Origin of the sequence: Novilysobacter viscosus (assembly GCF_046600715.1) — a bacterium.
GTDB classification, from domain to species: Bacteria; Pseudomonadota; Gammaproteobacteria; order Xanthomonadales; family Xanthomonadaceae; genus Lysobacter_C; species Lysobacter_C viscosus.
This window is the reverse complement of record NZ_JBJMAV010000014.1, coordinates 1-22,298: the sequence shown is the minus strand read 5'-3', so window position 1 is coordinate 22,298 and position 22,298 is coordinate 1. Positions and strand designations below refer to the sequence as shown.

13 protein-coding genes and 2 pseudogenes are annotated in these 22,298 nt (G+C 71.4%); 9 read left to right on the top strand and 6 right to left on the bottom strand.

The features are described 5' to 3' along the window. Window positions 1–546 (bottom strand): annotated as a pseudogene (locus ACJQWL_RS13770) (hypothetical protein); the annotation flags it as partial. Window positions 547–1,115: 569 nt separating this feature from the next. Here ACJQWL_RS13770 and ACJQWL_RS13765 point away from each other — a divergent pair. Continuing rightward, on the top strand, window positions 1,116–3,359 hold the full coding sequence (locus ACJQWL_RS13765) for a primosomal protein N' (RefSeq protein WP_411300968.1): 2,244 nt from the start codon (window positions 1,116–1,118) through the stop codon (window positions 3,357–3,359). A 3-nt stretch (window positions 3,360–3,362) separates the two neighbouring features. On the opposite strand, the gene ACJQWL_RS13760 is transcribed toward ACJQWL_RS13765, so the two are convergent. Continuing rightward, window positions 3,363–4,115, bottom strand: coding sequence for an NYN domain-containing protein (locus ACJQWL_RS13760; protein ID WP_330969819.1), 753 nt, complete (start codon window positions 4,113–4,115; stop codon window positions 3,363–3,365). A gap of 115 nt (window positions 4,116–4,230) precedes the next feature. Here ACJQWL_RS13760 and tal point away from each other — a divergent pair, with 115 nt between their 5' ends. Both tal and ACJQWL_RS13750 read left to right on the top strand, forming a co-directional pair. After that, window positions 4,231–5,184, top strand: a complete 954-nt coding sequence (gene tal, locus ACJQWL_RS13755) for a transaldolase (RefSeq protein WP_330969820.1) — start codon at window positions 4,231–4,233, stop codon at window positions 5,182–5,184. A gap of 58 nt (window positions 5,185–5,242) precedes the next feature. Beyond that, window positions 5,243–6,520, top strand: coding sequence for an NAD(P)/FAD-dependent oxidoreductase (locus ACJQWL_RS13750; protein ID WP_411300967.1), 1,278 nt, complete (start codon window positions 5,243–5,245; stop codon window positions 6,518–6,520). Window positions 6,521–6,584: 64 nt separating this feature from the next. Here the strand turns inward: ACJQWL_RS13750 and ACJQWL_RS13745 are convergent, their stop codons facing one another. Continuing rightward, window positions 6,585–8,981 (bottom strand): S9 family peptidase, encoded by a 2,397-nt coding sequence (locus ACJQWL_RS13745; protein ID WP_411300966.1) that lies wholly within the window; start codon window positions 8,979–8,981, stop codon window positions 6,585–6,587. Window positions 8,982–9,157: 176 nt separating this feature from the next. On the opposite strand from ACJQWL_RS13745, the gene ACJQWL_RS13740 reads away from it, so the two are divergent. The 4 genes from ACJQWL_RS13740 to ACJQWL_RS13725 all read left to right on the top strand — a co-directional run bounded on the left by ACJQWL_RS13740 (window position 9,158) and on the right by ACJQWL_RS13725 (window position 15,371). Next, window positions 9,158–10,555: a cytochrome ubiquinol oxidase subunit I gene (locus tag ACJQWL_RS13740; protein WP_330969825.1), complete on the top strand. Its 1,398-nt coding sequence runs from the start codon at window positions 9,158–9,160 to the stop codon at window positions 10,553–10,555. A gap of 108 nt (window positions 10,556–10,663) precedes the next feature. Continuing rightward, a complete protein-coding gene (cydB, locus tag ACJQWL_RS13735) occupies window positions 10,664–11,674 on the top strand; it encodes a cytochrome d ubiquinol oxidase subunit II (protein ID WP_411300965.1) in 1,011 nt (336 codons plus the stop codon). Window positions 11,675–11,794: 120 nt separating this feature from the next. Beyond that, window positions 11,795–12,064, top strand: a complete 270-nt coding sequence (locus ACJQWL_RS13730; protein WP_330969822.1) for a YcgL domain-containing protein — start codon at window positions 11,795–11,797, stop codon at window positions 12,062–12,064. Continuing rightward, window positions 12,057–15,371 carry an ankyrin repeat domain-containing protein gene (locus tag ACJQWL_RS13725; protein ID WP_411300964.1) on the top strand — a complete coding sequence of 1,105 codons (3,315 nt, stop codon included), beginning with the start codon at window positions 12,057–12,059 and terminating at the stop codon, window positions 15,369–15,371. The genes ACJQWL_RS13730 and ACJQWL_RS13725 overlap by 8 nt, the downstream gene beginning before the upstream one ends. Window positions 15,372–15,448: 77 nt before the next feature. Here the strand turns inward: ACJQWL_RS13725 and ACJQWL_RS13720 are convergent, their stop codons facing one another. After that, window positions 15,449–17,242, bottom strand: a complete 1,794-nt coding sequence (locus ACJQWL_RS13720; RefSeq protein ID WP_330969862.1) for a monovalent cation:proton antiporter-2 (CPA2) family protein — start codon at window positions 17,240–17,242, stop codon at window positions 15,449–15,451. A gap of 130 nt (window positions 17,243–17,372) precedes the next feature. Between ACJQWL_RS13720 and ACJQWL_RS13715 the strand changes: the two genes are divergently transcribed. Next, window positions 17,373–18,242 (top strand): TonB family protein, encoded by an 870-nt coding sequence (locus tag ACJQWL_RS13715; RefSeq protein WP_411300963.1) that lies wholly within the window; start codon window positions 17,373–17,375, stop codon window positions 18,240–18,242. A 126-nt stretch (window positions 18,243–18,368) separates the two neighbouring features. Here the strand turns inward: ACJQWL_RS13715 and rho are convergent. Both rho and trxA read right to left on the bottom strand, forming a co-directional pair. Then, window positions 18,369–19,820: pseudogene (rho, locus tag ACJQWL_RS13710) on the bottom strand (transcription termination factor Rho); the annotation flags it as partial. 559 nt (window positions 19,821–20,379) lie between these two features. Beyond that, complete coding sequence (trxA, locus tag ACJQWL_RS13705) at window positions 20,380–20,709, bottom strand: thioredoxin TrxA (protein WP_223674411.1); 330 nt, start codon at window positions 20,707–20,709, stop codon at window positions 20,380–20,382. Window positions 20,710–20,935: 226 nt separating this feature from the next. Here trxA and rhlB point away from each other — a divergent pair. After that, window positions 20,936–22,298 (top strand): ATP-dependent RNA helicase RhlB (rhlB, locus tag ACJQWL_RS13700; RefSeq protein WP_411300962.1); only part of this gene is annotated, 1,363 nt, incomplete at its 3' end.

The following is a 22,298-nucleotide window of genomic DNA, read 5'->3' as shown; positions in this document are numbered from 1 at the left end:
CACGGCTCGCGGCAGCGGCGCCGGGCCGCCGGCGAGCGCCGCCTCGCGCAGACGCGTCAACCTGACCAGGCGGTCCGGCTCCAGGGTCTTGATCCGCCGATGCACCGCTTCGCGCACCCGCGCCCAGGCCTGTGGATCGGCCCGGCCATCGCCATGCCGCGGCAGTGCCCGCTGCAGGGCCAGCCGGTAACTGGGCAGCGCCACCCCCAGCACGCGCGCGGCGTCGGGTTCCGACAGGCCCGCGGCCAGCCGAAGCAGCAGGGCAGCGCGCGGACCGCCGCCCAGCCCGGCCAGGGCGTCGGCCGCATCCAGCTCGATCGCCACCGGCGTGCGGCGGGCCAGTCCGGGCTCGGCCAGCAGCCGTATCCAGAACCGGACCGGCCAGTCGGCCATCGGCAGATCGCGGGCCTCGTGGATGAAACCGCGCATCGCCGCGCCCAGCGCGGCATCGCCGGTACGGCTGTCGCCGGCCTGCAGCTCGGCCAGTACCGCGCCCCTGCGCTCCACGCCCCGCAGGAAGGCGGCCAGCGCGGTCAGCGCCGCCATGGAGGCGGCGGCGGGGCGGGCGGCGCCTGTAGCTGGAGGGACGGGTGGGACGGTCATCGGCGGGGCATCACCAGGGGCCGGCATGATAGCGAGCGCGCACGTGATGCCCGTCGCAAGAAGAGCCGCCAGACGGTGCTTGACATGTTGCTGAAACCTGCTCCTCCAGCCGTGACGCGGGTTTCCTCGAAAAAGCGGTTGTGCACAGCAGTAACGCCGCCGTCACATTGCTTACTTTCACTTTTCCACCTGCCCGTGCGCTTGCCATGTTTCACGGCTAAGCCATTGAAATAAATAGTAATAGTCGCAATGGCGTTTTTTTGACCAAGATGGCCGGAGCGCTTGTGGGACTACACTTGCGACCGCCTGTCCGGACTCCGTCCACAGAGTTATCCACATGCGATGTGGATAACGGGGTTTTCCGTTGGACGGCGCGGACTTGCGTGAACTTCATCACGCAACCGGCAGCTATGGCCCGCAACTGTCCCCGGTCCGCCGCCCGCGCCAGACGTCCGCCCCGGATCGAGCGCACGGCGTCGGTCACGCCGCAGGGCGGGCGCTAGACTGGCGCGATGCCGCCGGCCCGCGACACCCCACCCCCCGCCGGCCGCGCCGCGCCGGTCACCTGGCAGGTCGCGGTGCCGGTCCCGCTGCCGCGCCTGTTCGACTACGCGCCGCTGGCGGGGGCGCCGCCGACGGTCCCGGTCGGGTGCCGGGTCCGGGTGGCGTTCGGCACCTCCGGCGAACGGATCGGGGTGGTGGTCGGGTCGGCACCGATGCCGGCCGACGCCGACACGCTCAAGCCCGTCGCCGCCCTGCTGGACCATGCCCCGCTGCTGCACGGCGAACTGCTGGACTCCCTGCGCTGGCTGGCACGCTACTCCCATGCTCCGCTGGGCGAGGTGCTCGCCACCGCGCTGCCCGGCCCGTTGCGCCACGGCGAGCCCCTGCCCGATACGCGCCGCTGGGGCTGGCGGCTGACCCGGGCCGGTGCCACCGCGCTGGGTGGCATGCGCGCCGGGCGCCCGCGGCAGCTGGCCGAGGCATTGCAGGCCGCGACGGTCGACGAGGCGACGCTCGCAGCGCACCACGAGGGCTGGCGCGCCGCGCTGCGCAGCCTGGACGGGCGCGGCCTGGTCGAACGCGTGGGGCTGGAGGCCGTGACGGCGGTGGACCTGTCCGCGGGCACGGCCGGGCCCACCCCCAACGACGAGCAGCAGGTCGCGATCGACGCCATCGCCGATGCCGGCGACGGGTTTGCCCCGATGCTGCTGGACGGCGTTACCGGCAGCGGCAAGACCGAGGTGTACCTGCGCGCGATTGCCGATTGCCTGGCGCGCGGCCGCCAGGCGCTGGTGCTGGTGCCCGAGATCGGCCTGACCCCGCAGACGCTGGCCCGCTTCCGCGAGCGCCTGGGGATACCGGTGCACGCGCTGCATTCGGGCCTGTCCGACGGCGAGCGGGTGCGCACGTGGACAGCGTGCCTGCGCGGACAGGCGCGGGTGGTGGTCGGGACGCGCTCGGCGGTGTTCCTGCCGCTGCCCGAAGCGGGCCTGATCGTGGTCGACGAAGAGCACGACGGCAGCTTCAAGCAGCTCGACGGCATCCGCTACCACGCCCGCGACTTCGCGCTGGTGCGCGGCAAGGCGCTGGGCGTACCGGTGGTGCTGGGCAGCGCGACGCCGTCGCTGGAGTCGCTGCACAACGCCATCACCGGCCGCTACGCCCACCTGCGGCTGAGCCGCCGTGCCGGCCACGCCCGGCCGCCGCGGGTACGGGTGGTCGATATCCGCAAGCGGCCCCTGCAGGCCGGGTTGTCGCCGGCGCTGCTGGCGGACCTGCAACAGGTGCTGGACGCGGGGGGCCAGGCGCTGGTGTTCAAGAACCGCCGCGGCTACGCCCCGGTGCTGCTGTGCCACGACTGCGGCTGGGCGGCGCACTGCACGCGCTGCAGTACCCCCGAGCGCGGCACGCCGATGACCGTGCACGGCGGCGGCCGGCGACTGCAGTGCCACCACTGCGGCGCGCGACGGCCGGTGCCCAATGCATGCCCGGACTGCGGCGGGCTGGCGCTGCAGCCGCAGGGCGCCGGTACCGAGCGCATCGAGGAAGCGCTGGCCGGGCGTTTCCCCGACCTGCCGGTGTTGCGCATCGACCGCGGCACCACCCAGCGCCGCGACGCGCTGGAGCAGGCGCTGGCGGGCTTCGGCGACGCACCCGGGATCCTCGTCGGCACCCAGATGCTGGCCAAGGGCCACGACCTGCCGAACCTGACCCGGGTGGCCGTGGTGGGCATCGACGAGGGCCTGTTCTCGGCCGACTTCCGCGCGCCGGAGAAGCTCGCCCAACTCCTGATCCAGGTGGCCGGTCGCGCCGGTCGCGCGGAGAAGCCGGGCGAGGTGCTGCTGCAGACCCACCATCCGGACCACCCGCTGCTGTCGACGCTGCTGTCGGGCGGTTATCCCGCGTTTGCGGCGGAAGAACTGGAGCACCGCGAGGCCGCGGGCTTCCCGCCGTTCGCCCACCTGGCACTGATGCGCGCGGAGGCCAGGCAGCTGGACGTGGCCCATGCCTTCCTGCGCGATGCACGCGAGGCACTGGCCGGGTTGGCGGGCGACGCGCTTGAACTCAGTGGCCCGCTGCCGGCGCCGATGCCGCGCCGCGCCGGCTTCCAGCGCGCCCAGCTGTTGCTGTCGTGCACCACCCGCGGCCCGCTGCACGCCGCGCTCGATGCCGCGCTGCCGGCGATCCGCGCGCTGCCCGACGCGCGCCGGGTGCGATGGTCACTGGATGTGGACCCGGTCGACCTGTACTGACCCTCAGCGGTTGCGTGCGGCCGCCTTGCGCGGACGTGCCACCGGCTTGTCGCGGATCGAGATGTTCTGCTGCTCGCGCTTGACCTCGAACAGCCCGGTCGCCTCGATCAGGTCGCTGAGCTTGCGGTAGCCGTGGTTGCGCGGGTCGAACGAGGCCTGGTTGGCGATCTGGTGGCCGACCGCGCCCAGGTTGGACCAGCCGTCGTCGTCGCTGGCCAGGTCCACCGCGCCCCGCAGCAGTTGCACCAGCTTGGCGTCGCCGCGCAGCTCGGTGGCGGTGCGCGCCCGGGTGGCGGTGGTGTCGCCGACGGCCGACGGCTCGCCCAGCGCCTCGACGTAGGTGAACTTGGAACAGGCGTTGACGAACGGGTCGGGGGTCTTCTTCTCGCCAAAGCCATACACCTTCATGCCGTCGGTCAGCAGCCGCATCACCAGCGGGGTGAAATCCGCATCCGAGGACACGATCGCGAACCCGTCGAGGTTGCGCGCGTACAGCAGGTCCATCGCGTCGATCACCATCGCCATGTCCGAGGCGTTCTTGCCGCGGCTGTAGGCAAACTGCTGCACCGGGCGGATCGCGTACTCGTGCAACACCGCCTCCCAGTTCTTGATGTGCGGGTTCTTCCAGTCGCCGTAGGCGCGGCGCACGTTGGCCACGCCGTAGCGCGCGACCTCGGCCAGGATCACGTCGGCCTTGGCGGCGGGCGCGTTGTCGGCGTCGATCAGCACGGCGATGCGTTTCTCGGTGTCGGCCATGGGCGGTCCCGCAGTGGAAGGGCCGTCGAGCCTAGCGCAGGCCCGCGCGTGGCGGCGCCCCCGGCGTTCACGCACAATGCCGCCCGACTTCGATCGACGACAGGCACGACGCCACATGACCGATGCACTGCAGCAGCTACGCGACCTCTCCACGGTGGTGGCCGACACAGGCGACATCGAGGCCATCGCACGCTTCAAGCCGCAGGACGCGACCACCAACCCCTCGCTGCTGCTGAAGGCCGCCTCGCTGCCGGCGTACGCACCGCTGCTGCAGGCCGCGGTCAACGATGCACGCGGCGACGATCGCACCGCGCGCGTGGCCGACGCCGGTGACCGCCTGGCGGTGGCGATCGGCGGCGAGATCCTCAAGCTCGTCCCGGGACGCGTGTCGACCGAGGTCGATGCGCGCCTGAGCTTCGACACCGAGGGCACCGTTGCGCAGGCGCGCAAGCTGGTCGCGCTGTACGACGACGCCGGCATTGGCCGCGACCGCCTGCTGGTCAAGGTGGCGGCGACCTGGGAGGGCATCCGCGCCGCCCAGCAGCTCGAACGCGAAGGCATCCACTGCAACCTGACGCTGCTGTTCTCCTTCGCCCAGGCATTGGCATGCGCGGAGGCGGGCGTGTATCTCATCTCACCCTTCGTAGGGCGGATCCTGGACTGGCACCTGGCCAACGGCGCCGACCCGCCGGCCGCGCCCGCGGACGACCCGGGCGTGAAGTCGGTGCGACGCATCTGGCAGTACTACAAGCGCCACGGCTACGACACGGTGGTGATGGGCGCGAGCTTCCGCACTGCGGGGCAGGTGCGCGCGCTGGCCGGGTGCGACCGGCTGACGATCTCGCCCGACCTGCTGGAAGCGCTGTCGCGGGACACCACACCGCTGCCGGCCGCGCTGGTCGACGACGGCGAGCGCGTGCCCGCACCCGGTGAAGCGTCGGAAGCGACATTCCGCTGGCACCACAACGAAGACCCGATGGCCACGGAAAAACTGGCCGACGGCATCCGCCGCTTCGCCGCCGACCAGCGCAGGCTGGAAGCGCTGCTGGATGGGGCGATGGACGCATGAGGACGCCCGCGCCGTACGCCGCGCAGGGGGTGTTCCCGCGCACGGACACCCGCCGCGCATGAACGCGCCGCCACGGGTGGTGGTCATCGGCGGTGGCTTCGCCGGCCTGTGGGCCACCCGCGCGCTGGCGGGCGCGCCAGTGCGCATCACCCTGCTGGACCGGCGCAACCACCACCTGTTCCAGCCGCTGCTGTACCAGGTGGCGACCGCGGGCCTGTCGGCACCGGACATCGCCGCGCCCCTGCGCCACATACTGCGCGGACAGCGCAATGTCGAGGTGCGCCTGGGCGAGGCCATCGGCATCGACCTGCCGGCGCGCCGCATACGCCTGGCTGACGGCGATGCGTTGCACTACGACCTGCTGCTGGTGGCCAGCGGCGCCACCCACGCGTACTTCGGCCACGACGACTGGGCGCAACATGCGCCGGGGCTCAAGACCCTGGACGACGCGCTGGCGATCCGCCGCCGCCTGCTGCTGGCCTTCGAACGCGCCGAGGCCGCCGACGATCCCGCCGAACGCGCCGCGTGGCTCAGCTTCGCGGTGGTGGGCGGAGGTCCCACCGGCGTGGAGCTGGCCGGGACGCTGGCGGAGATCGCGCGCCACACCCTGCGCGAGGAGTTCCGCCGCATCGATCCCGCGCAGGCCCGGGTGCGGCTGGTCGAGGCCGGCCCGCGGGTGCTGGCGTCGTTCCCGGAATCGCTGTCGGCGCGTGCCCGCGCGCAGCTGGAGCGGCTCGGCGTGGAGGTGCTGACCGGCCAGCCGGTGGAGGCCATCGACGCCAGCGGGTTCCGCATCGGCGGGGTCGAGGTGCCGGCGCGCACCGTGCTGTGGGCGGCGGGCGTCGCGGCCTCGCCGCTGGGGGCGCTGCTGGACGCGCCGCGTGACCGTGCCGGACGCGTTCGCGTGGCCGGGGACCTCAGCGTGCCGGGGCATCCGGAGGTCTTCGTCGCGGGCGACCTCGCCGCTGTCGAGCAGGACGGCCGACCGGTCCCGGGCGTGGCACCGGCGGCCAAGCAGATGGGCGCGCACGTGGCGCGCGTCATCCGTGCGCGGCTTGCGGGACAGCCGGCGCCGGCGTTCCGCTACCGCGACTTCGGCAACCTCGCCACCATCGGCCGCATGGCCGCGGTGGTCGACCTGCACGGGTGGAAGCTGTCCGGATTGCTGGCCTGGTGGTTCTGGCTGGCCGCGCACGTGTTCTTCCTGATCGGTTTCCGCAACCGGCTGATCGTGCTGATCAACTGGGCGTGGGCGTACTGGAGCTACCAGCGGCACGCGCGGATCATCCTGGAAGCACCGGGCGACGCCGACGGGTCCGACGACGCAGCGCGCTGACCCCCGGAACGGAAACGGCCCGCCGAAGCGGGCCGTTCCATCGTCATCTCCTGCCGCGGCGCGGCTACTTCAGCGCCTCCTCGAAAAGCTCGTGGATGCGGCGGTATTCGTCGTACCAGCTGTCGCTGTGCACGAAGCCGTGGCGCTCCAGCGGGTAGCTGGCCAGCTCCCACTTGTCCTTGCGCAGCTCGATCAGGCGCTGCGCCAGCATCACCGAGTCCTTGTAGAACACGTTGTTGTCGATCATGCCGTGGGCGATCAGCAGGTGGTCCTGCAGGCCTTCGGCGTAGTCGATCGGCGAGGACTTGCGGTGCGCCTGCGGGTCCAGCGCGGGCGTGTTGAGGATGTTGGAGGTGTACTCGTGGTTGTACTGGGTCCAGTCGGTCACCGGGCGCAGCGCGGCGCCGGCCTTGAAGGTGCCGGGCTCGCGGAACAGCGCCATGAAGGTGAGGAAGCCACCGTAGCTGCCGCCGTAGATGCCGGCGCGGTCGGTATCGCCCTGCTTTTCCCGGCCCAGCCACGCCAGGCCGTCCAGGTAGTCCTCCAGTTCCGGGTGGCCCATCTGCCGGTAGATCGCGGTGCGCCAGTCGCGGCCGTAGCCCTCCGAGGCGCGGTAGTCCAGGTCGAGCACGATGTAGCCGTCCTGCACCAGCAGGTTGTGGAACATCTGCTCGCGGAAGTAGTTCGGGTAGCGCTCGGACACGTTCTGCAGGTAGCCGGCGCCGTGCACGAACATCACGATCGGGTAGCGCCTGCCGGGCTCGGGATTGGCCGGGCCGTAGTACTTGCCGCGGATCATGCCGGCGCCGTGCGTGGAGGGGACCTGCACGTACTCGGGCTGCACCCACCGGCGCGCCTTGAACTCGGCGCTGCGGGTGTCGGTGAGCTGCGTGGCACTGCCGCCGGCAGGGTCGACCACCGACAGCTGCGGCGGCAGGTAGCTGGCCGAGTGGCGCACCAGCAGCCGCGAGCCGTCCGGTGACAGCGCGAAGTTCTCCACCCCGTCCAGCGAGGTCAGCTCGCGCACTTCGCCACCGTCGCGGTCGACGGCGCAGACCTCGTAGTCGCCCGGCCACGCCCGGTTGCACAGGAAGTGGAAGGTGCGGCCATCCGCGCCCAGCACCGGGCTGGAGACTTCCCATTCGCCGGCGGTCAGCGCGCGCGGCGCGCGGCCGCCTTCGCTGACGTACAGGTGGGAGTAACCCGACTGCTCCGACAGCAGCCACAGCGCGCCGTCCGGCGTCCAGCCGAAGTCGTTGAAGTTCCAGTTGATCCACGCCGGGTCGGTCAGGCGGTGGCGGGTGTGCAGTTCGGCCTCGCCCGGGCTGACCGTGGCGATCCAGCGGTCCTTGTTGTCGACGGCGCGCAGCAGCACCGCAGCGGTGCGCGAATCCGCGCTCCAGTGGATCGCGGGGGCACTGCCCGATGCGTCGGTCTCGACGCGCACGTCGCGCAGGCCCTTCAGCGGCTCGTCGCCCGCCGCCTTGCGCAGGTCCGCCAGGGGGTCGGTGCCGATGCCCGGCAGGCCGTTGAACGCCAGGCCGCGCACCTGCCCGCTGGAGGTATCGACCAGCCACAGCGCGTGCGCCAGCGGGGCGTCGTGGCCGACGCGGGTGCGGACCTCCTCGAATTCCTCGTAGCCCGATTCGGTCACGTACTTGGGCATCTTGCCGGCGGTGCCTTCCTTGCCGTCCTTCTTGTGCGTCACCACCAGCAGGCTGCGGCCGTCGGGCGACAGCGCGCTGTCGACCACCTCGACCTCGTCGCCCAGGTAGGCGATGGCCGGCGCGCGCGTGGGGTCGGACTTTCGCCATGCCTCGTTCTGCTCGCGCACTGCGTCGCGGCGGTCGCGTTCGTTGCGCAGCGTTTCGATCAACTCGAACTGGCGGTCGCGCAGCGCGTCGTCCTTGGGCGGCTTGGCCGGGTCGACCTCGGCCTTGACCACCGCCGCCTGCGACACGCCCTGTCCGGCCCGCCACTGGAACCAGTCGTTGCCGGCGCGGAACACCAGGTTGCCGCCGAGGCCCCATTGCGGCCGGGACTCGGCCGCCTCGCTGCGGGTCACCTGGGTCAGCGCGCCGCTGCGCAGGTCGCGCACGAAGATGTCGCCGTTGCGCGCGAACGCCATGCGGGTGCGCTGCGCGTCGAATGCCGGGTTGGTGGCGTCGAGCTGCGCGCGGTCGGCGCCGTCGACCTTGCGCGGCGCGCCACCGGCCACCGGTACTTCGAACGTGTCGCGGATCGATTCCCCCGCGCGCTTGAGCTGGTACTGCGCGCGCGCGCCGTCCCACGACCACCAGAACTGCTCCACCGGCGGCCCGATCCAGTCGGGGTCGGCCATCGCCTGTGCCAGCGTGATGGGGGTACCGGCGTGGGCGTCGGCGGCTGCGTCCTGCGCGGCCGCGGCTGGCAAGAAGGCAAGGGAACAACACAGGGCAAGCGTCAACGGGGCCATGCGCATCGGGACTCGACTCGACAGTGAAAACCGCCGCAGCGTACCAGTGGGTGGCGGTGCGCGATCGGGCCGTCGGTCACGGTCGGGTGGACCGCCTACAGGAGCCGGCGCACAATGGACGGCGCGGCACTCCCCCGCGTGCCGCGGAGGCGCGTTGCGTGGAAGAGCTTCTCTCGCCGCTGATGCTGTCGCGGATCCAGTTCGGCTTCGTCATTTCGTTCCACATCCTGTTTCCCTCCTTCACCATCGGCCTGGCCAGCTGGCTGGCGTTCGTGGAATGGCGCTGGCTGCGCACGCGCGACACCGTCTGGCGCGACCTGTATTTCTTCTGGACCAAGATCTTCGCCGTGTCCTTCGGCATGGGCGTGGTCAGCGGCATCGTCATGAGCTTCCAGTTCGGCACCAACTGGTCGGTGCTGAGCGAGCGCGCGGGCAACATCCTCGGCCCGCTGCTGAGTTACGAGGTGCTGACCGCGTTCTTCCTGGAGGCCACGTTCCTGGGCGTGATGCTGTTCGGCTGGAACCGCGTCAGCGAGAAGCTGCACTTCCTGGCCACCTGCATGGTCGCCCTGGGCACGCTGATCTCCACCTTCTGGATCATCTCGGCCAACAGCTGGATGCATACACCGGCCGGCTACGACCTCATCGAAGGCGTATTCCACCCGGCCAGCTGGTGGGACATCGTCTTCAACCCGTCCTTCCCGTACCGGCTGGCGCACATGGTGCTGGCCGCGTTCATCACCACCTGCTTCGTGATCGGCGGCGTGTCCGCGCGCTACCTCATGCGCGGCGAGCACGTCGATGCCGCGCGCCGGATGCTGAAGGCGTCGGTGGTGTTCGCCGCGCTCACCGTGCCGACGCAGGTCTTCGTCGGCGACCTGCACGGGCTGAACGTGGGCGAGCACCAGCCGACCAAACTGGCGGCGATGGAGGCGCACTGGGAACACAAGCCGGCCGGCGAAGGCGTGCCGCTGGTGGTGTTCGCCGTGCCCGACGAGGCCGCCGAGCGCAACGACTACGAGATCGCCATCCCGCGGCTGGGCAGCCTCATCCTCACCCACAGCTGGGACGGCGAGATCCAGCCGCTGACCGCCGTGCCGGCCGACGAGCGCCCGCCGGTGGCGCCGGTGTTCTACCTGTTCCGGGTGATGGTCGCGATCGGCATGGCGATGCTGCTGCTGGTGCTGGCCTCGCTGTGGGCGTGGCGCCGCGGGCGGCTGTACGAGGCGCCGTGGGTACTACGTGGCTGGCGCTGGATGACCATGTCGGGATTCGTCGCCATCCTGGCAGGCTGGTACGTGGTCGAGATCGGCCGCCAGCCGTGGGTGGTCTACGGCCTGTTGCGCACCGCCGACGCGGTCAGCGCGGTGGACGGCGGCAGCGTGCTGTTCTCGCTGGTGACGTTCGTGGTGGTGTACCTGGGCGTATTCGGCGCCGGCACCGGGTACCTGGTGGGCCTGGTGCGGAAGGGGCCGCTGCCGCACGAGCCGGCCATCGACAGCGACGGCGGCGAGAAGCGGCCCGCACGCCCCCTGTCGGTACCCGACGAGCCGATGGAGGAAGGGGTGGAGCGACGCTGATGCCGCAGTTGGAATGCGTTTTTCCCGGGCCCGCCCTGCGCTCGGGCGCTTGACCGCTAACGACGGCAGCACCCGGCCACGACACGCACCACCGCAACCGAGGACGCAATGATGGAGTACTGGCTACCCGTGATCTGGTTCGGCGTGATCGGCTTTGGCGTGCTGATGTACGTGCTGCTGGACGGCTTCGTGCTGGGCCTGGGGATCCTGGCGCCGTTCGCCGAGGACGAGGGCCAGCTCGACCACATGATGAACACCGCCGCGCCCATCTGGGACGGCAACGAGACCTGGCTGGTGATGGGTGGGGCGGGATTGCTTGCGGCGTTCCCGCGCGCCTACGCCATCGTGCTGTCGGCGCTGTACCTGCCGGTGCTGCTGATGCTGGTGGCGCTGGTGTTCCGCGGGGTGGCGTTCGAGTTCCGCTTCAAGGCCAGGCGTGCCAAGCGCTTCTGGGGCGGGGCGTTCGCGCTGGGCTCGATGCTGGCCGCGTTCGCGCAGGGCGTGATCCTCGGCGCGCTGGTGGAAGGCATGCCGCTGCAGGAAGGCAAGTACGTCGGCGGCGCGTTCGACTGGTTCAGTCCGTTCTCGATGCTCACCGGGGTCGCGGTGATGTTCGGTTGCGCCCTGCTGGGCAGCACCTGGCTGGTGCTCAAGACCGACGGGGCAATGCAGCGGATGGCGCGCACCCTGACCCGGCCACTGGTGCTGGTGGTGGTCGCGTTCATGGGCCTGGTCAGCGCGTGGCTGCCGTTCCTGGACAGCCGGATCATGGACCGCTGGTTCGAGGGGGCGAACTTCCTGTGGCTGGCGCCGGTGCCGCTGGCGGCGCTGGCCAACGCGTTCCTGCTGTGGCGCGCGGTGATGGCCGAGGGTCGCGACGCAGCGCCGTTCCTGTTGTCGCTGCTGTTCTTCGCGCTCGGGTTCGCGGGGCTGGTGCTCGGCATCTGGCCGAACATCGTGCCGCCGGCGCTGACGATCTGGGAGGCCGCGTCGCCGCCGTCGTCGCAGGGCTTCGTGCTGGTCGGGCTGGTGGTGCTGCTGCCGGCGATCCTGGGCTACACCGCGTGGTCCTACAGCGTCTTCAAGGGCAAGATCGCCGCGGACGTCGGCTACCACTGACCGCCACCGGCCGCCTTGGCACAAACGCCCCCGCCGGGTGCTGAACGCGGACGCCCGCGCCCGCGGCGGCGGACGGTATGCTGTGCGCCACGCCTTCCGCCGTGTGCCGCCCGGCCCCTCATGCACGCCTACGTCTACAAGAGCCTCCGCAAGGCCGACACCTACCTGTACCTGGCCGCGCGCGACGACTTCACGCGCGTCCCGCCGCCGGTGCTCGACCCGCTGGGCAGGCTGGAGTTCGTGATGGACGTGGCGCTGGTGCCCGGCCGCACGCTGGCCCGCGTCGATGTCGCGGTGGTGCGCGAGAACCTCGCACTGCGCGGCTTCCACCTGCAGCTGCCGCCCGGCCAGATGGATCCGATGACGGAGGACTGGGGCACGGATGGCTGAGCGCGTGCCGCCTGGGTGGTGGCCGTGGGCCGCGGGCGCGGTCGGCGTGGCGCTGTGCCTGCTGGCCGGCCTGGGCGGCGTGGTGGCCGCGCTGTCGGGGGTCGTGGCGCAACCGGCGCTGGCGCTGGCGGCGCGCGGCTGGCACCAGCGGGACGCACTGGCCTCGCCGGCCGCGCTGCGCCGTGACGGCCTCTCGTTGCTGGCGCTCTGGGTCGGCACCGCCTTGTTGATCGGGCTGTTGGCCGCATGGCCATTGTCGGCGCTGCTGCGCAGTGGCGCGTTGTTGCCGGTGCTGGGGCTCAGCGTGGTGGCAGGCGTCGTGGTCGTAGCGCTGTGGCGCAGCTGGCCGCTGTGGCAGGGCCTGTCGCGCGATGGCGGTCCGCTGCGCGAGCACGCGCTCTCGCTGCACGACCTCGACGCCGCGGCATGGCGTGGCCTGGCGCTGGCCGCGGGAATCGCGCTGGTGGCGGGGCTGGTCGTGGTGCTGGCATGGCCGGGCATCGTGGACGGCGGGGGCGCCTGGCTGGCGGCCGCCGCATTGCTGGTCGCCTCGCTGGGGGTGCACGTCGCGATGCAGCGCATACAACCGGCCGAGCCCCTGCTGGTGATCGACGCGATGGACGAGGCCGAACTCCACGTCGACGAGCCGCTGCCCACGCCCGGGCAGGTGCCGGCCGAGCCGCTCGAGCCCGCGCTGTACGCCGCCGCGCGTGGCGGCCGGGTTGAGCGGGCGCTGGCACTGCTGGATGCCGGCGCCGATCCCAATGCCGAACCACCGGCGGAGGACCGCGACCGTCGGGGCCTGGCGGTGTTGGCCGCGGTGCTGCCGGACCTGCGCCTGCTGCGGGCGCTGATTGCACGCGGTGCCGACCTCAATGCCGGCCACGGGGGCATGACGCCACTGATCGCCGCCACCCGCGACAGCTGGCACGGGCGCCCCGACGCGGTCATGACCCTGCTGGCCAACGGCGCCGACCCGCGCGCCACCGATGCCGAGGGCAACACCCCGCTGCACCACGCCGCGCGCAGTTCGGACCCGGGCGTGGCCGCGCTGCTGCGCGATGCCGCGGCCGAACTCGACGTGCTCAACCAGGAAGGCTTGAGCCCGCTGGGCGTGGCCTGCGCGGCGGGCAACTGGCGACTTGCCCGGTTCCTGCTCGAGCGCGGCGCGAAGCCCGAGCCCGCCGGCGGCCAGCCGGCGCTGCTGGCCGCCGCCGCCACCGAGGAAGACGACCCGGCCGGGGTGGCGTTGCTGCTCAAGCTCAAGGCCAAGGTGGATGCCCCGGGCCGCCACCAGCGCACGGCGCTGCACGAGGCGGTGCACGCCGGCCACGTCGAGATCGCCACCACCCTGCTGGCCGCGGGCGCGTCGCCCACCTCCCGCGATGCCCACGGCCGCAATGCGCTGCTGGAAGCCGCGCGGGGCGGCACCCTGCCGGTGTTCGAGCGCGTTGCCGAACACCTGCCGCGCGACGCCGAGGCCGAGGCGGCGCTGATAGACCACGACGGGCGCACGGCCCTGGTGCTGGCCTGCACCGCCGAGTCTTCCAGCCCCGAACTGGTACGCAGGCTGCTGGCGCTGGGCCTCGACCGCGACCACCGCGACGACGCGGGCAAGCGCGCCATCGACTACGCCGCGGAGGCGGGTCGATGGTCGCTGGTCGCCGCGCTGGACGCGGGCTACGCGATGCCCGCGTGCCTGTCCGATGGCGAGGACGAGCCCGAAGCGGTCCCCGCCGACCGCCCGCCCTCGGTGCTGCTGCGCGAGGCGTTGCGGGAGGGCCGCGAACGCAGCCTCGCCTCGCTGGTGCCGCTGCTCTCGCCGGCGGAACTCGGGCTGATGCTGCATGACGGCGATTCGCTGCCCGCGGCCGACCAGGTCGAGTGGTTGCTGGCGCGCGGGGCCGACCCGGAAGCACGCGATGCGCGCGGCGACACCGCGGTGTTCGCCTGGCTGTCACGGGGCCCGGCCGCATTCGCGCCCTTGCAGGCACTGCTGCGCCGGGGCGTGTCGCCGGCCGGCACGGGGGGGCTGGCACGCTTCGTCGCGGCATGCGCGCAGACCGAGCAGGCCAGCCGCGGCCTGGAGAATCTGGCACTGGACCTGCTGGACCGGGGCGCCGACCCCTTCTCGCCCTCCCCCGCGGGCGACCCGCCGCTGACGCTGGCGGTGCGCCTGGGCTGGTCGAAGCTGGCCACCCGCCTGGTCCAGGGCGGGGTGTCGCTGGACGCCCGCGACAGCCACGGCATGAGCGCGCTGCACCTGGCCGCCGCACTCGGACGCGAGCCGCTGCTGCGGCAGTTGATCGCGCACGGCGCCTCGCCCGAGCTGCTGGCCGCCGACGGACAGACCCCGCTGGGGATCGCCCTGGCCTCCGGCCGGCGCGACCTGGCCGACTGGCTGGACTGGCGCGGGTGGGCATTGCCCGGTCGCGCCTTGCACGCCCAGGACGTGCCTGCCGCGGCCATCGTCGGGGATTCCGACGCGGTCCGCCGTTTGCTGGACCTGGGGCTGCCGGTGGATGCGGTCGACAGCCAGGGCTGCACCGCGCTGCTGCGCGCCGCCGGCGGCGGCCACCACGCGGTGGTCGACCTGCTGCTGGCGCGCGGCGCCGACCCGAAGCTGGCCGCGCTGTCGGGCGCCACCGCGCTGTCGGCCGCGGTCAGCATGCGCCACGTGGAGATCGTCGACCGGCTGCTCGCCGCCGGCGCCGACCTGGAGCAACGCCTGCCGGGTGAGTTGACCGTGCTGATGGTGGCCTGCGCCCTGGGCCTGCCCGACCTGGCCGCGCGGCTGCTGGCGGCCGGTGCCGACGTGCATGCCCGCGACGGCCAGGGACGCACCGCGGTCCACTGCGCGGCCATGTACGGCTTTGGCGCGCGCGACCGCACCCGCCTGGTCGCGCTGCTGGACACGCTGCTGCTGGCCGGCGCCGAAGCCGACGAGCCGGCTGCCGGTGCCACCCCGCTGCTGCTGCTGCTGGGCGCACGCGCCGAGCCCGGCAGCGCGGCCGACGAGGACATCCTCGGCGCCGGGCTGGAACTGCTGGTGGACCATGAATCCCGCCTCGACGCACAGGACCCGCGCGGCTTTGGCCCGCTGCACCTGGCCGCGTTGCACGGCCTGCTGCGCACGGTGCAGTGGCTGCTTCGCGCCGGTGCCGACCCGGACCTGCGCGACAGCCTCAACCGCACCCCGCGCGAGATCGCGGTGATGCGCGGCTTCGTCGACATCGCCGCCGAGTTCCAGCCGGCCGGCAGCCGCCCGGACGTGTCGATGGCGCGCTTCCTGCGGGATCCACGGTAAAGGCGGGGAATCGGGGATCGGTAAAAGGCAAGACCGCCGCACGGCCGCCGTGCGAATCGCCCCCTGTGTCCTGTCGCCTATTCCCCCCGCTCGACCCCGCCGCGATCGGCCTCGAACAACTGCTCCAGCTCGCGTCGTGCGTCCTGCGCGCCCTGCATGAGCGCGGCCTCGTCATCGTGCACCAGGTACTGCTCGTTGAGCATGCGTTCGTCGTGTTCGCGGAAACGTTCGGCGTGGTCGCGGGCGACGTCGGCGGGCACCCCCAGCGCCACCAGCAGGCGTTCGCCCATGCGCAGGCTGGAGTGGAACATCTCGCGCACCGCATGCGCGCCCAGGTCCATCAGCGCCCAGGCGTGACGGCGGTCGCGGGCGCGGGCGAACACCTTGGCGTCCGGATAGAGGCGGCGCAGGGTCCGCACCGTGCGCAGGCTGCTGGCCGGGTTGTCGATGGCCACCACGAATGCGCGCACGTGCTGGGCACCGGCCGCGCGCAGCAGGTCCGGGCGCGAGGGGTCACCGTAATAGACGACGTTGCCGAAGCGGCGCACGAAGTCGACCTGCTCGGCGCTGTGCTCGATGGCGATGAACGGGATCTTCTGCGCCACCAGCAGCCGCGCCACGATCTGCCCGAAACGACCGAAACCGGCGACCAGTACCTGGGGGTGGCCTTCGGGCACGGTGTCGAACTCCCGCGTGGGCGTCGCCGGCGGGTGCGAGCGCAGCAACCGCGAGATCCCCAGCAGCAGCAGCGGGGTGAGCGCCATCGACACGCCGACCACCGCCACCAGCCGGTCGCGCAGCACCTGCTCGATCAGGCCGGCACGCAGGGCCTCGGCGAACACCACGAAGGCGAACTCGCCGCCCAATGCCAGCACCCCGCCCAGCCGCAGCGCCTCGCGCCGGTCCAGCCCTCCGGGGTGCAGGCCGATGGCGAACAGCATCGCGAACTTGAGCGCCATCAACGCCAGCACCAGTCCTGCCACCACCAGCGGTTCGGCGGCGACGCGTTGCAGGTCGATGCTCATGCCCACGGCCATGAAGAACAGGCCCAGCAGCAGGCCCTTGAAGGGCTCGATCTGGGATTCGAGCTCGTGACGGAATTCGGAGTCGGCCAGCAGTACGCCGGCCAGGAACGCCCCCAAGCCCGCCGACAGCCCCGCGCCCTGCATCACCCACGCCGCGCCCAGGACCGTCAGCAGCGCGGCACCGGTGAAGACTTCCGGCATGCGCGTGCGCGCCACGATGCGGAACACGTGGCGCAACAGGAACCGTCCGCCCACCACCACCAGCGCGATCGCGCCCAGCGCCTTGAACACCGCCGTTGACGACAGTCCACCGGCTTCCACCGCCGCCGCCTGGCCCAGCAACGGAATCGCCGCCAGCAGCGGGATCGCCGCGAGGTCCTGGAACAGCAGGATGGCGAACGCCAGGCGGCCATGCGGCGCGCCCAGCGCCCTGCGCTCGGCCAGCAGTTGCAGGCCCACCGCCGTGGACGACAACGCCAGGCCAAAACCGATGACCGTCGCCGCCTTCCACCCGAGGCCGCCACCGAAGGCGGCCAGCGCCGCCAGCACCAGGCCACCGGTCACCACCTGCAAGCCGCCCACCCCGAACACCGGCTTGCGCATCACCGACAGGCGTGCGGGCGACAGCTCCAGCCCGATCACGAACAGCAGCATCACCACGCCGATCTCCGACGCGGCCAGCACCGGCTCGGCATTGCGGATCACGGCCAACCCGTTGGGCCCCAGCGCCACGCCGGCGGCCAGGTACCCCAGCACCGCCCCCAGCCCCGCGCGCCGGAACACCGGCACCGCGATCACCGCGGCCAGCAGGAAAACGAGTGCGAGCTCCAGGCCCTGGCCGTGCATGCGTGGCATCCGTTCGTGAGGGGCAGGCGTCGGCCGATCACTAGAGGATCGCCCGACGCGGGAATGATAGTGTCGCAGCGATCCGCGCTGGGCTGGCGGACAGGGACGACCCACCAGGGAGAGACATGAAATGACAAGGATTGCGAAGCTGTCGGTCCGGTTGCTGCTACCGATGCTGGTACTGATGACAACGGCAGGAACCGCCCCGTCAGCGCCGCGGACGCCCGATCCATCGGTGGAACGCGTGGAAGCCAGCATGCTGGTGACCGGCTCTGTCGACATCGAAGCCGATGGTTCGGTTTCCGCCTACGAAGCCGACGAACCCGGCCGATTGCCTCCGGCAGTGGTCCAACTGCTCGGTAGCGCCGTACCGAACTGGCGGTTCCAACCCATCGAGATCGAAGGAAGGCCGGCCCGGGTCCAGACCCGGGCCAGCATTCTCGTGCATGCGCACAAGGCGCCCGACGACGGGTACCTCCTGAGCATTGCCCGCGCCAGCTTCGGCTCGAGCGACGATGCGGACATGCCCACCGCCAAGCGCTTGACGCCGCCGAGGTACCCATCGGACCTGGTCCGGGCCGGCGTTGGTGGCACTGTCTATCTAATGGTCAAGGTGGCGCGGGATGGCAGCGTGGCCGATGCAATGGTCGAACAGGTCAACCTCAGGACGGTAGCGAAGGACTCGGCGATGCAGCGCATGCGCGATCAGTTCGCCGAAAGCGCCTTGGCCGGTACACGGAGGTGGACGTTCAATCCGCCCGTGGAGCCCGACGCTTCGCCGTATTGGGTGGTGCGCGTTCCGGTCCACTTCGTCGCACCGGACGCCTCGGTGCCGAAGTACGGCGACTGGTCCGCCTACGTACCGGGGCCGCGCGCCCTGGCTCCCTGGGCCGGCGTCGAGGACATGGATGCTCCCGACACGCTGGTGCCCGGCGGCGTCTACCGGGCCGGGAAACAGGGGCCGGAACTGCTGACCCCGCTGGGTTCACCCGGAAGCTGAGGGTGCAGCGGCGGCGACAGGCCGTCGAGGTAAGGGCCACTCGCTTTCCGCAGTCGCATCAAGCGCCCGTAAAGAGAAAAACGCCCCGCGATGCGGGGCGTCTTTTTTTTGGGGCTCAGCCTGCGGTCAGCGCTTCATCGAACTGAAGAACTCGTCGTTGGACTTGGTGGTCTTCATCTTGTCCAGCAGGAACTCCATCGCGCCGATCTCGTCCATGCCGTGCAGCAGCTTGCGCAGGATCCAGATCTTCTGCAGCAGTTCCGGCTCGATCAGCAGGTCCTCGCGGCGGGTGCCGGAGCGGTTGATGTCGATGGCCGGGTAGACGCGCTTCTCGGCGATGCGGCGGTTGAGGTGGACCTCGGAGTTGCCGGTGCCCTTGAACTCCTCGTAGATCACCTCGTCCATCTTGCTACCCGTGTCGATCAACGCGGTGGCGATGATGGTCAGGCTGCCGCCTTCCTCGACGTTGCGGGCCGCGCCGAAGAAACGCTTCGGACGGTGCAGCGCGTTGGCGTCGACGCCACCGGACAGGATCTTGCCGGAGCTCGGCACGACGTTGTTGTACGCACGCGCCAGGCGGGTGATCGAGTCGAGCAGGATGACCACGTCCTTCTTGTGCTCGACCAGGCGCTTGGCGCGCTCGATCACCATCTCGGCGACCTGCACGTGGCGGCCGGCGGGCTCGTCGAAGGTCGAGGACACGACTTCGCCGCGCACGGTGCGCTGCATCTCGGTCACTTCCTCGGGACGCTCGTCCACCAGCAGCACGATCAGGTGCACGTCCGGGTGGTTGTGCGTGATCGCGGTGGCGACCTGCTGCATCAGCATGGTCTTGCCGGCCTTGGGGGGCGAGACGATCAGCGCGCGCTGGCCCTTACCCTGCGGCGCCATGAGATCCATGATGCGGCCGGTGATGTCCTCGGTGCTGCCGTCGCCACGTTCCAGGCGGAACTTGCGGCGTGGGAACAGCGGCGTGAGGTTCTCGAACAGCACCTTGTTCTTGGATGCTTCCAGCGGCTCGCCGTTGATCGTGTCGACGATCGACAGGGCGAAGTAGCGCTCGCCGTCCTTGGGCCAGCGGATGCGGCCCGACAGGTGGTCGCCGGTGCGCAGGTTGAAGCGGCGGATCTGGCTGGGCGAGATGTAGGTATCGTCCGGGCCGGCCAGGTAGCTGGCCTCGGCCGCGCGCAGGAAGCCGAAGCCGTCGGGCAGGATCTCCAGCACGCCGTCGGCGGCCACGCCCTCGCCGTGCCGGGTCAGCACCTTGAGCACCGCGAAGATGACGTCCTGCTTGCGTGCGCGGGCGACGCCATCCTGGATGTTGAGCTGCTCGGCGATCTCCAGCAGCTTGTGCGCCGGCATGCGCTTCAGGTCGCCCAGCGAGTACTGGGGGAAGTCCTCGGGCACCTGCGGGTTGGCGCGGGGGACGAAGTTCTCGTTGCCGCCGTCGTCGCTGGGCATGCCGTCGCGGTTGCCGCCGCGCTCACCGCGGTTGCGGTCGCGCCGGTTGCGGAAGCGTTCGCGGCGGTTGCCGCGCTGGCCGTCGCCGCCGTCGTTCTGTCCACCCGAATCGCCTCCGGCGGACGGGCCATTGTCGGCCTGACGGGACTGCTCGGAGCGCGGCGCGTCGGATCGGGCAGCATCGGGCCGCTGCGACTCGGACTGGGACGGGCCGGGCCGGGAAGCGTCCGCCGCCGGCGGGCCGTCGGCCTTCCTGGGCGCGTCGGCCTTCGGGGTGTCGGACCGGGCAGGCGGGGCGTCGGACCTGGCGGGCGCGGCGTCACTGCGCGGTGCGGTATCGGCGGGCGGGGCGTCGGCCTTGGGGGCACGCGGCTTGCGCACGCGCTTTTCGGCGCTCTCGCCGGCGTCGGGGGTCTGTTCGGACAAGCAGGAATTCCTCGCTAAGCGGCGAGCGCCCGCCATCAGGCGAGCGGGACGTCAGGGACGTGGATGATCGGAGAAGGGTGCGGCGCCGGGCGGCGGACGATGGGCTGTCGCGCCGGTCAACGGTTACGCCGGTGGCGTGAAGCTAGCACCGCAGGCGGGCTACAGCAAGCCGCCACGTGAACGGGACGGGGATGGAACGCGCCCGGCCGACCGGCGGCGGGGCGCGGGCGGCGCGCCGGGGCCGCCCTGGTCAGGCGATGGCCTTGTCCAGCATCTGGCTCAGCTGGGCCTTGCCGACCGCACCGATCTGGGTGGCCTGCACCTGCCCGTCCTTGAACAGCAGCAGCATGGGGATCGAGCGCACGTGGTACTTCATCGCCGTGGTGCGGTTGTGGTCGACGTTGACCTTGGCGATCTTCACCCGGCCGTCGTAGGCCTCGGCCAACTCGTCCAGTGCCGGGGCGATCATCTTGCAGGGCCCGCACCACTCGGCCCAGAAATCGACCAGGACGGGTTCGGACGACTGCAAAACGGCGCTGTCGAAATCGGCATCGCCGACATGCATCACTTTCTCGCTCACGGGAGGCTCCTGCGGTGCGGTTCTGGGGATCGGAACGGCCGGGGTGCGCCCCGGCGGCGTGGACGGGCGCGGCATTGCGCTAGACTGGGGCGTTTCGCGGCGCCTCCGATGGCGTCAAGCCTGCGGTCAGGACGCAACTGGCCGGCCCCCGGCAGTCTGCGTGGCCCGTGCCGGCCGTGCAAGCGCCCATCAATGCGCGCCACCGCGCGCCGGACTCCTGAGACGCATGAGCGACAAGCCCCTTACCGATATCACCTTCGACTCCTTCGAACTCCACCCCACCCTGCTCGCCGGCCTTGAAACCGCCGGTTTCACCCGCTGCACCCCGATCCAGGCGATGACCCTCCCGGTCGCGCTGCCCGGCGGCGACGTCGCCGGCCAGGCGCAGACCGGCACCGGCAAGACGCTGGCCTTCCTGGTCACGGTCATGAACCGGCTGCTGACCCAGCCGGCGCTGGCCGACCGCAAGCCCGAGGACCCGCGTGCGCTGATCCTGGCGCCGACCCGCGAGCTGGCGATCCAGATCCACAAGGACGCGGTGAAGTTCGGAAGCGACCTCGGGTTGAAGTTCGCGCTGGTCTACGGCGGCGTCGACTACGACAAGCAGCGCGCCCTGCTGCAGGAAGGCGCCGACGTGATCATCGCCACGCCCGGCCGCCTGATCGACTACGTCAAGCAGCACAAGGTGGTGTCGCTGCACGCCTGCGAGGTGTGCGTGCTGGACGAAGCCGACCGCATGTTCGACCTGGGCTTCATCAAGGACATCCGCTTCCTGCTTCGGCGCATGCCGGCGCGCACCACCCGCCAGACGCTGCTGTTCAGCGCCACGCTCAGCCACCGCGTTCTGGAGTTGGCATACGAGCACATGAACGAGCCGCAGAAGCTGGTGGTGGAAACCGAGACGATCACCGCCTCGCGTGTCCGCCAGAGGCTGTACTACCCCGCCGACGAGGAAAAGCTGCCGCTGCTGCTGGGCCTGCTGTCGCGTAGCGAGGGCGCCCGCACCATGGTGTTCGTCAACACCAAGGCGTTCGTAGAGCGCGTGGCGCGGTCGCTGGAGCGGGCCGGTTACCGCGTTGGCGTGCTGTCGGGCGACGTGCCGCAGAAGAAGCGCGAGTCGCTGCTGCGGAAGTTCCAGGCCGGCCAGCTGGAGATCCTGGTGGCCACCGACGTGGCCGCGCGCGGCCTGCACATCGACGGCGTAAGCCACGTCTACAACTACGACCTGCCGTTCGACGCCGAGGATTACGTGCACCGTATCGGCCGCACCGCGCGGCTTGGCGCGGAAGGCGACGCGATCAGTTTTGCCTGCGAGCGCTACGCACAGGGCCTGCCGGACATCGAGGCCTACATCGAGCAGAAGATCCCCTCCGAGCCGGTCACCGCCGAACTGCTGAAGGCGCTGCCGCGCACCCCGCGCGAGCTGCCCGAAGGCAGCGAGGGCGACGACTCCGAGAGCATCGGCGAGATCTTCAAGGAAGCGCGCGAGCAGCGCGCGGCCGAGGAGGAGCGCCGCGGTGGTGGACGCCGTGGTGCCGGCCCAGGCGCCGGTGCGGGCCGCGGCCGCAGCGAGGGCACTGCCCCGCGTG

Coding starts and splice junctions, on each gene's coding strand:
- ACJQWL_RS13750 (WP_411300967.1), top strand. CDS start 5,243: ATGAACGCGCCGCCACGGGTGGTGGTCATCGGCGGTGGCTTCGCCGGC.
- ACJQWL_RS13730 (WP_330969822.1), top strand. CDS start 11,795: ATGCACGCCTACGTCTACAAGAGCCTCCGCAAGGCCGACACCTACCTG.
- ACJQWL_RS13720 (WP_330969862.1), bottom strand. CDS start 17,242: ATGCACGGCCAGGGCCTGGAGCTCGCACTCGTTTTCCTGCTGGCCGCG.
- tal (WP_330969820.1), top strand. CDS start 4,231: ATGACCGATGCACTGCAGCAGCTACGCGACCTCTCCACGGTGGTGGCC.
- ACJQWL_RS13725 (WP_411300964.1), top strand. CDS start 12,057: ATGGCTGAGCGCGTGCCGCCTGGGTGGTGGCCGTGGGCCGCGGGCGCG.
- ACJQWL_RS13760 (WP_330969819.1), bottom strand. CDS start 4,115: ATGGCCGACACCGAGAAACGCATCGCCGTGCTGATCGACGCCGACAAC.
- cydB (WP_411300965.1), top strand. CDS start 10,664: ATGATGGAGTACTGGCTACCCGTGATCTGGTTCGGCGTGATCGGCTTT.
- ACJQWL_RS13765 (WP_411300968.1), top strand. CDS start 1,116: ATGCCGCCGGCCCGCGACACCCCACCCCCCGCCGGCCGCGCCGCGCCG.
- ACJQWL_RS13740 (WP_330969825.1), top strand. CDS start 9,158: ATGCTGTCGCGGATCCAGTTCGGCTTCGTCATTTCGTTCCACATCCTG.
- ACJQWL_RS13745 (WP_411300966.1), bottom strand. CDS start 8,981: ATGCGCATGGCCCCGTTGACGCTTGCCCTGTGTTGTTCCCTTGCCTTC.
- ACJQWL_RS13715 (WP_411300963.1), top strand. CDS start 17,373: ATGACAAGGATTGCGAAGCTGTCGGTCCGGTTGCTGCTACCGATGCTG.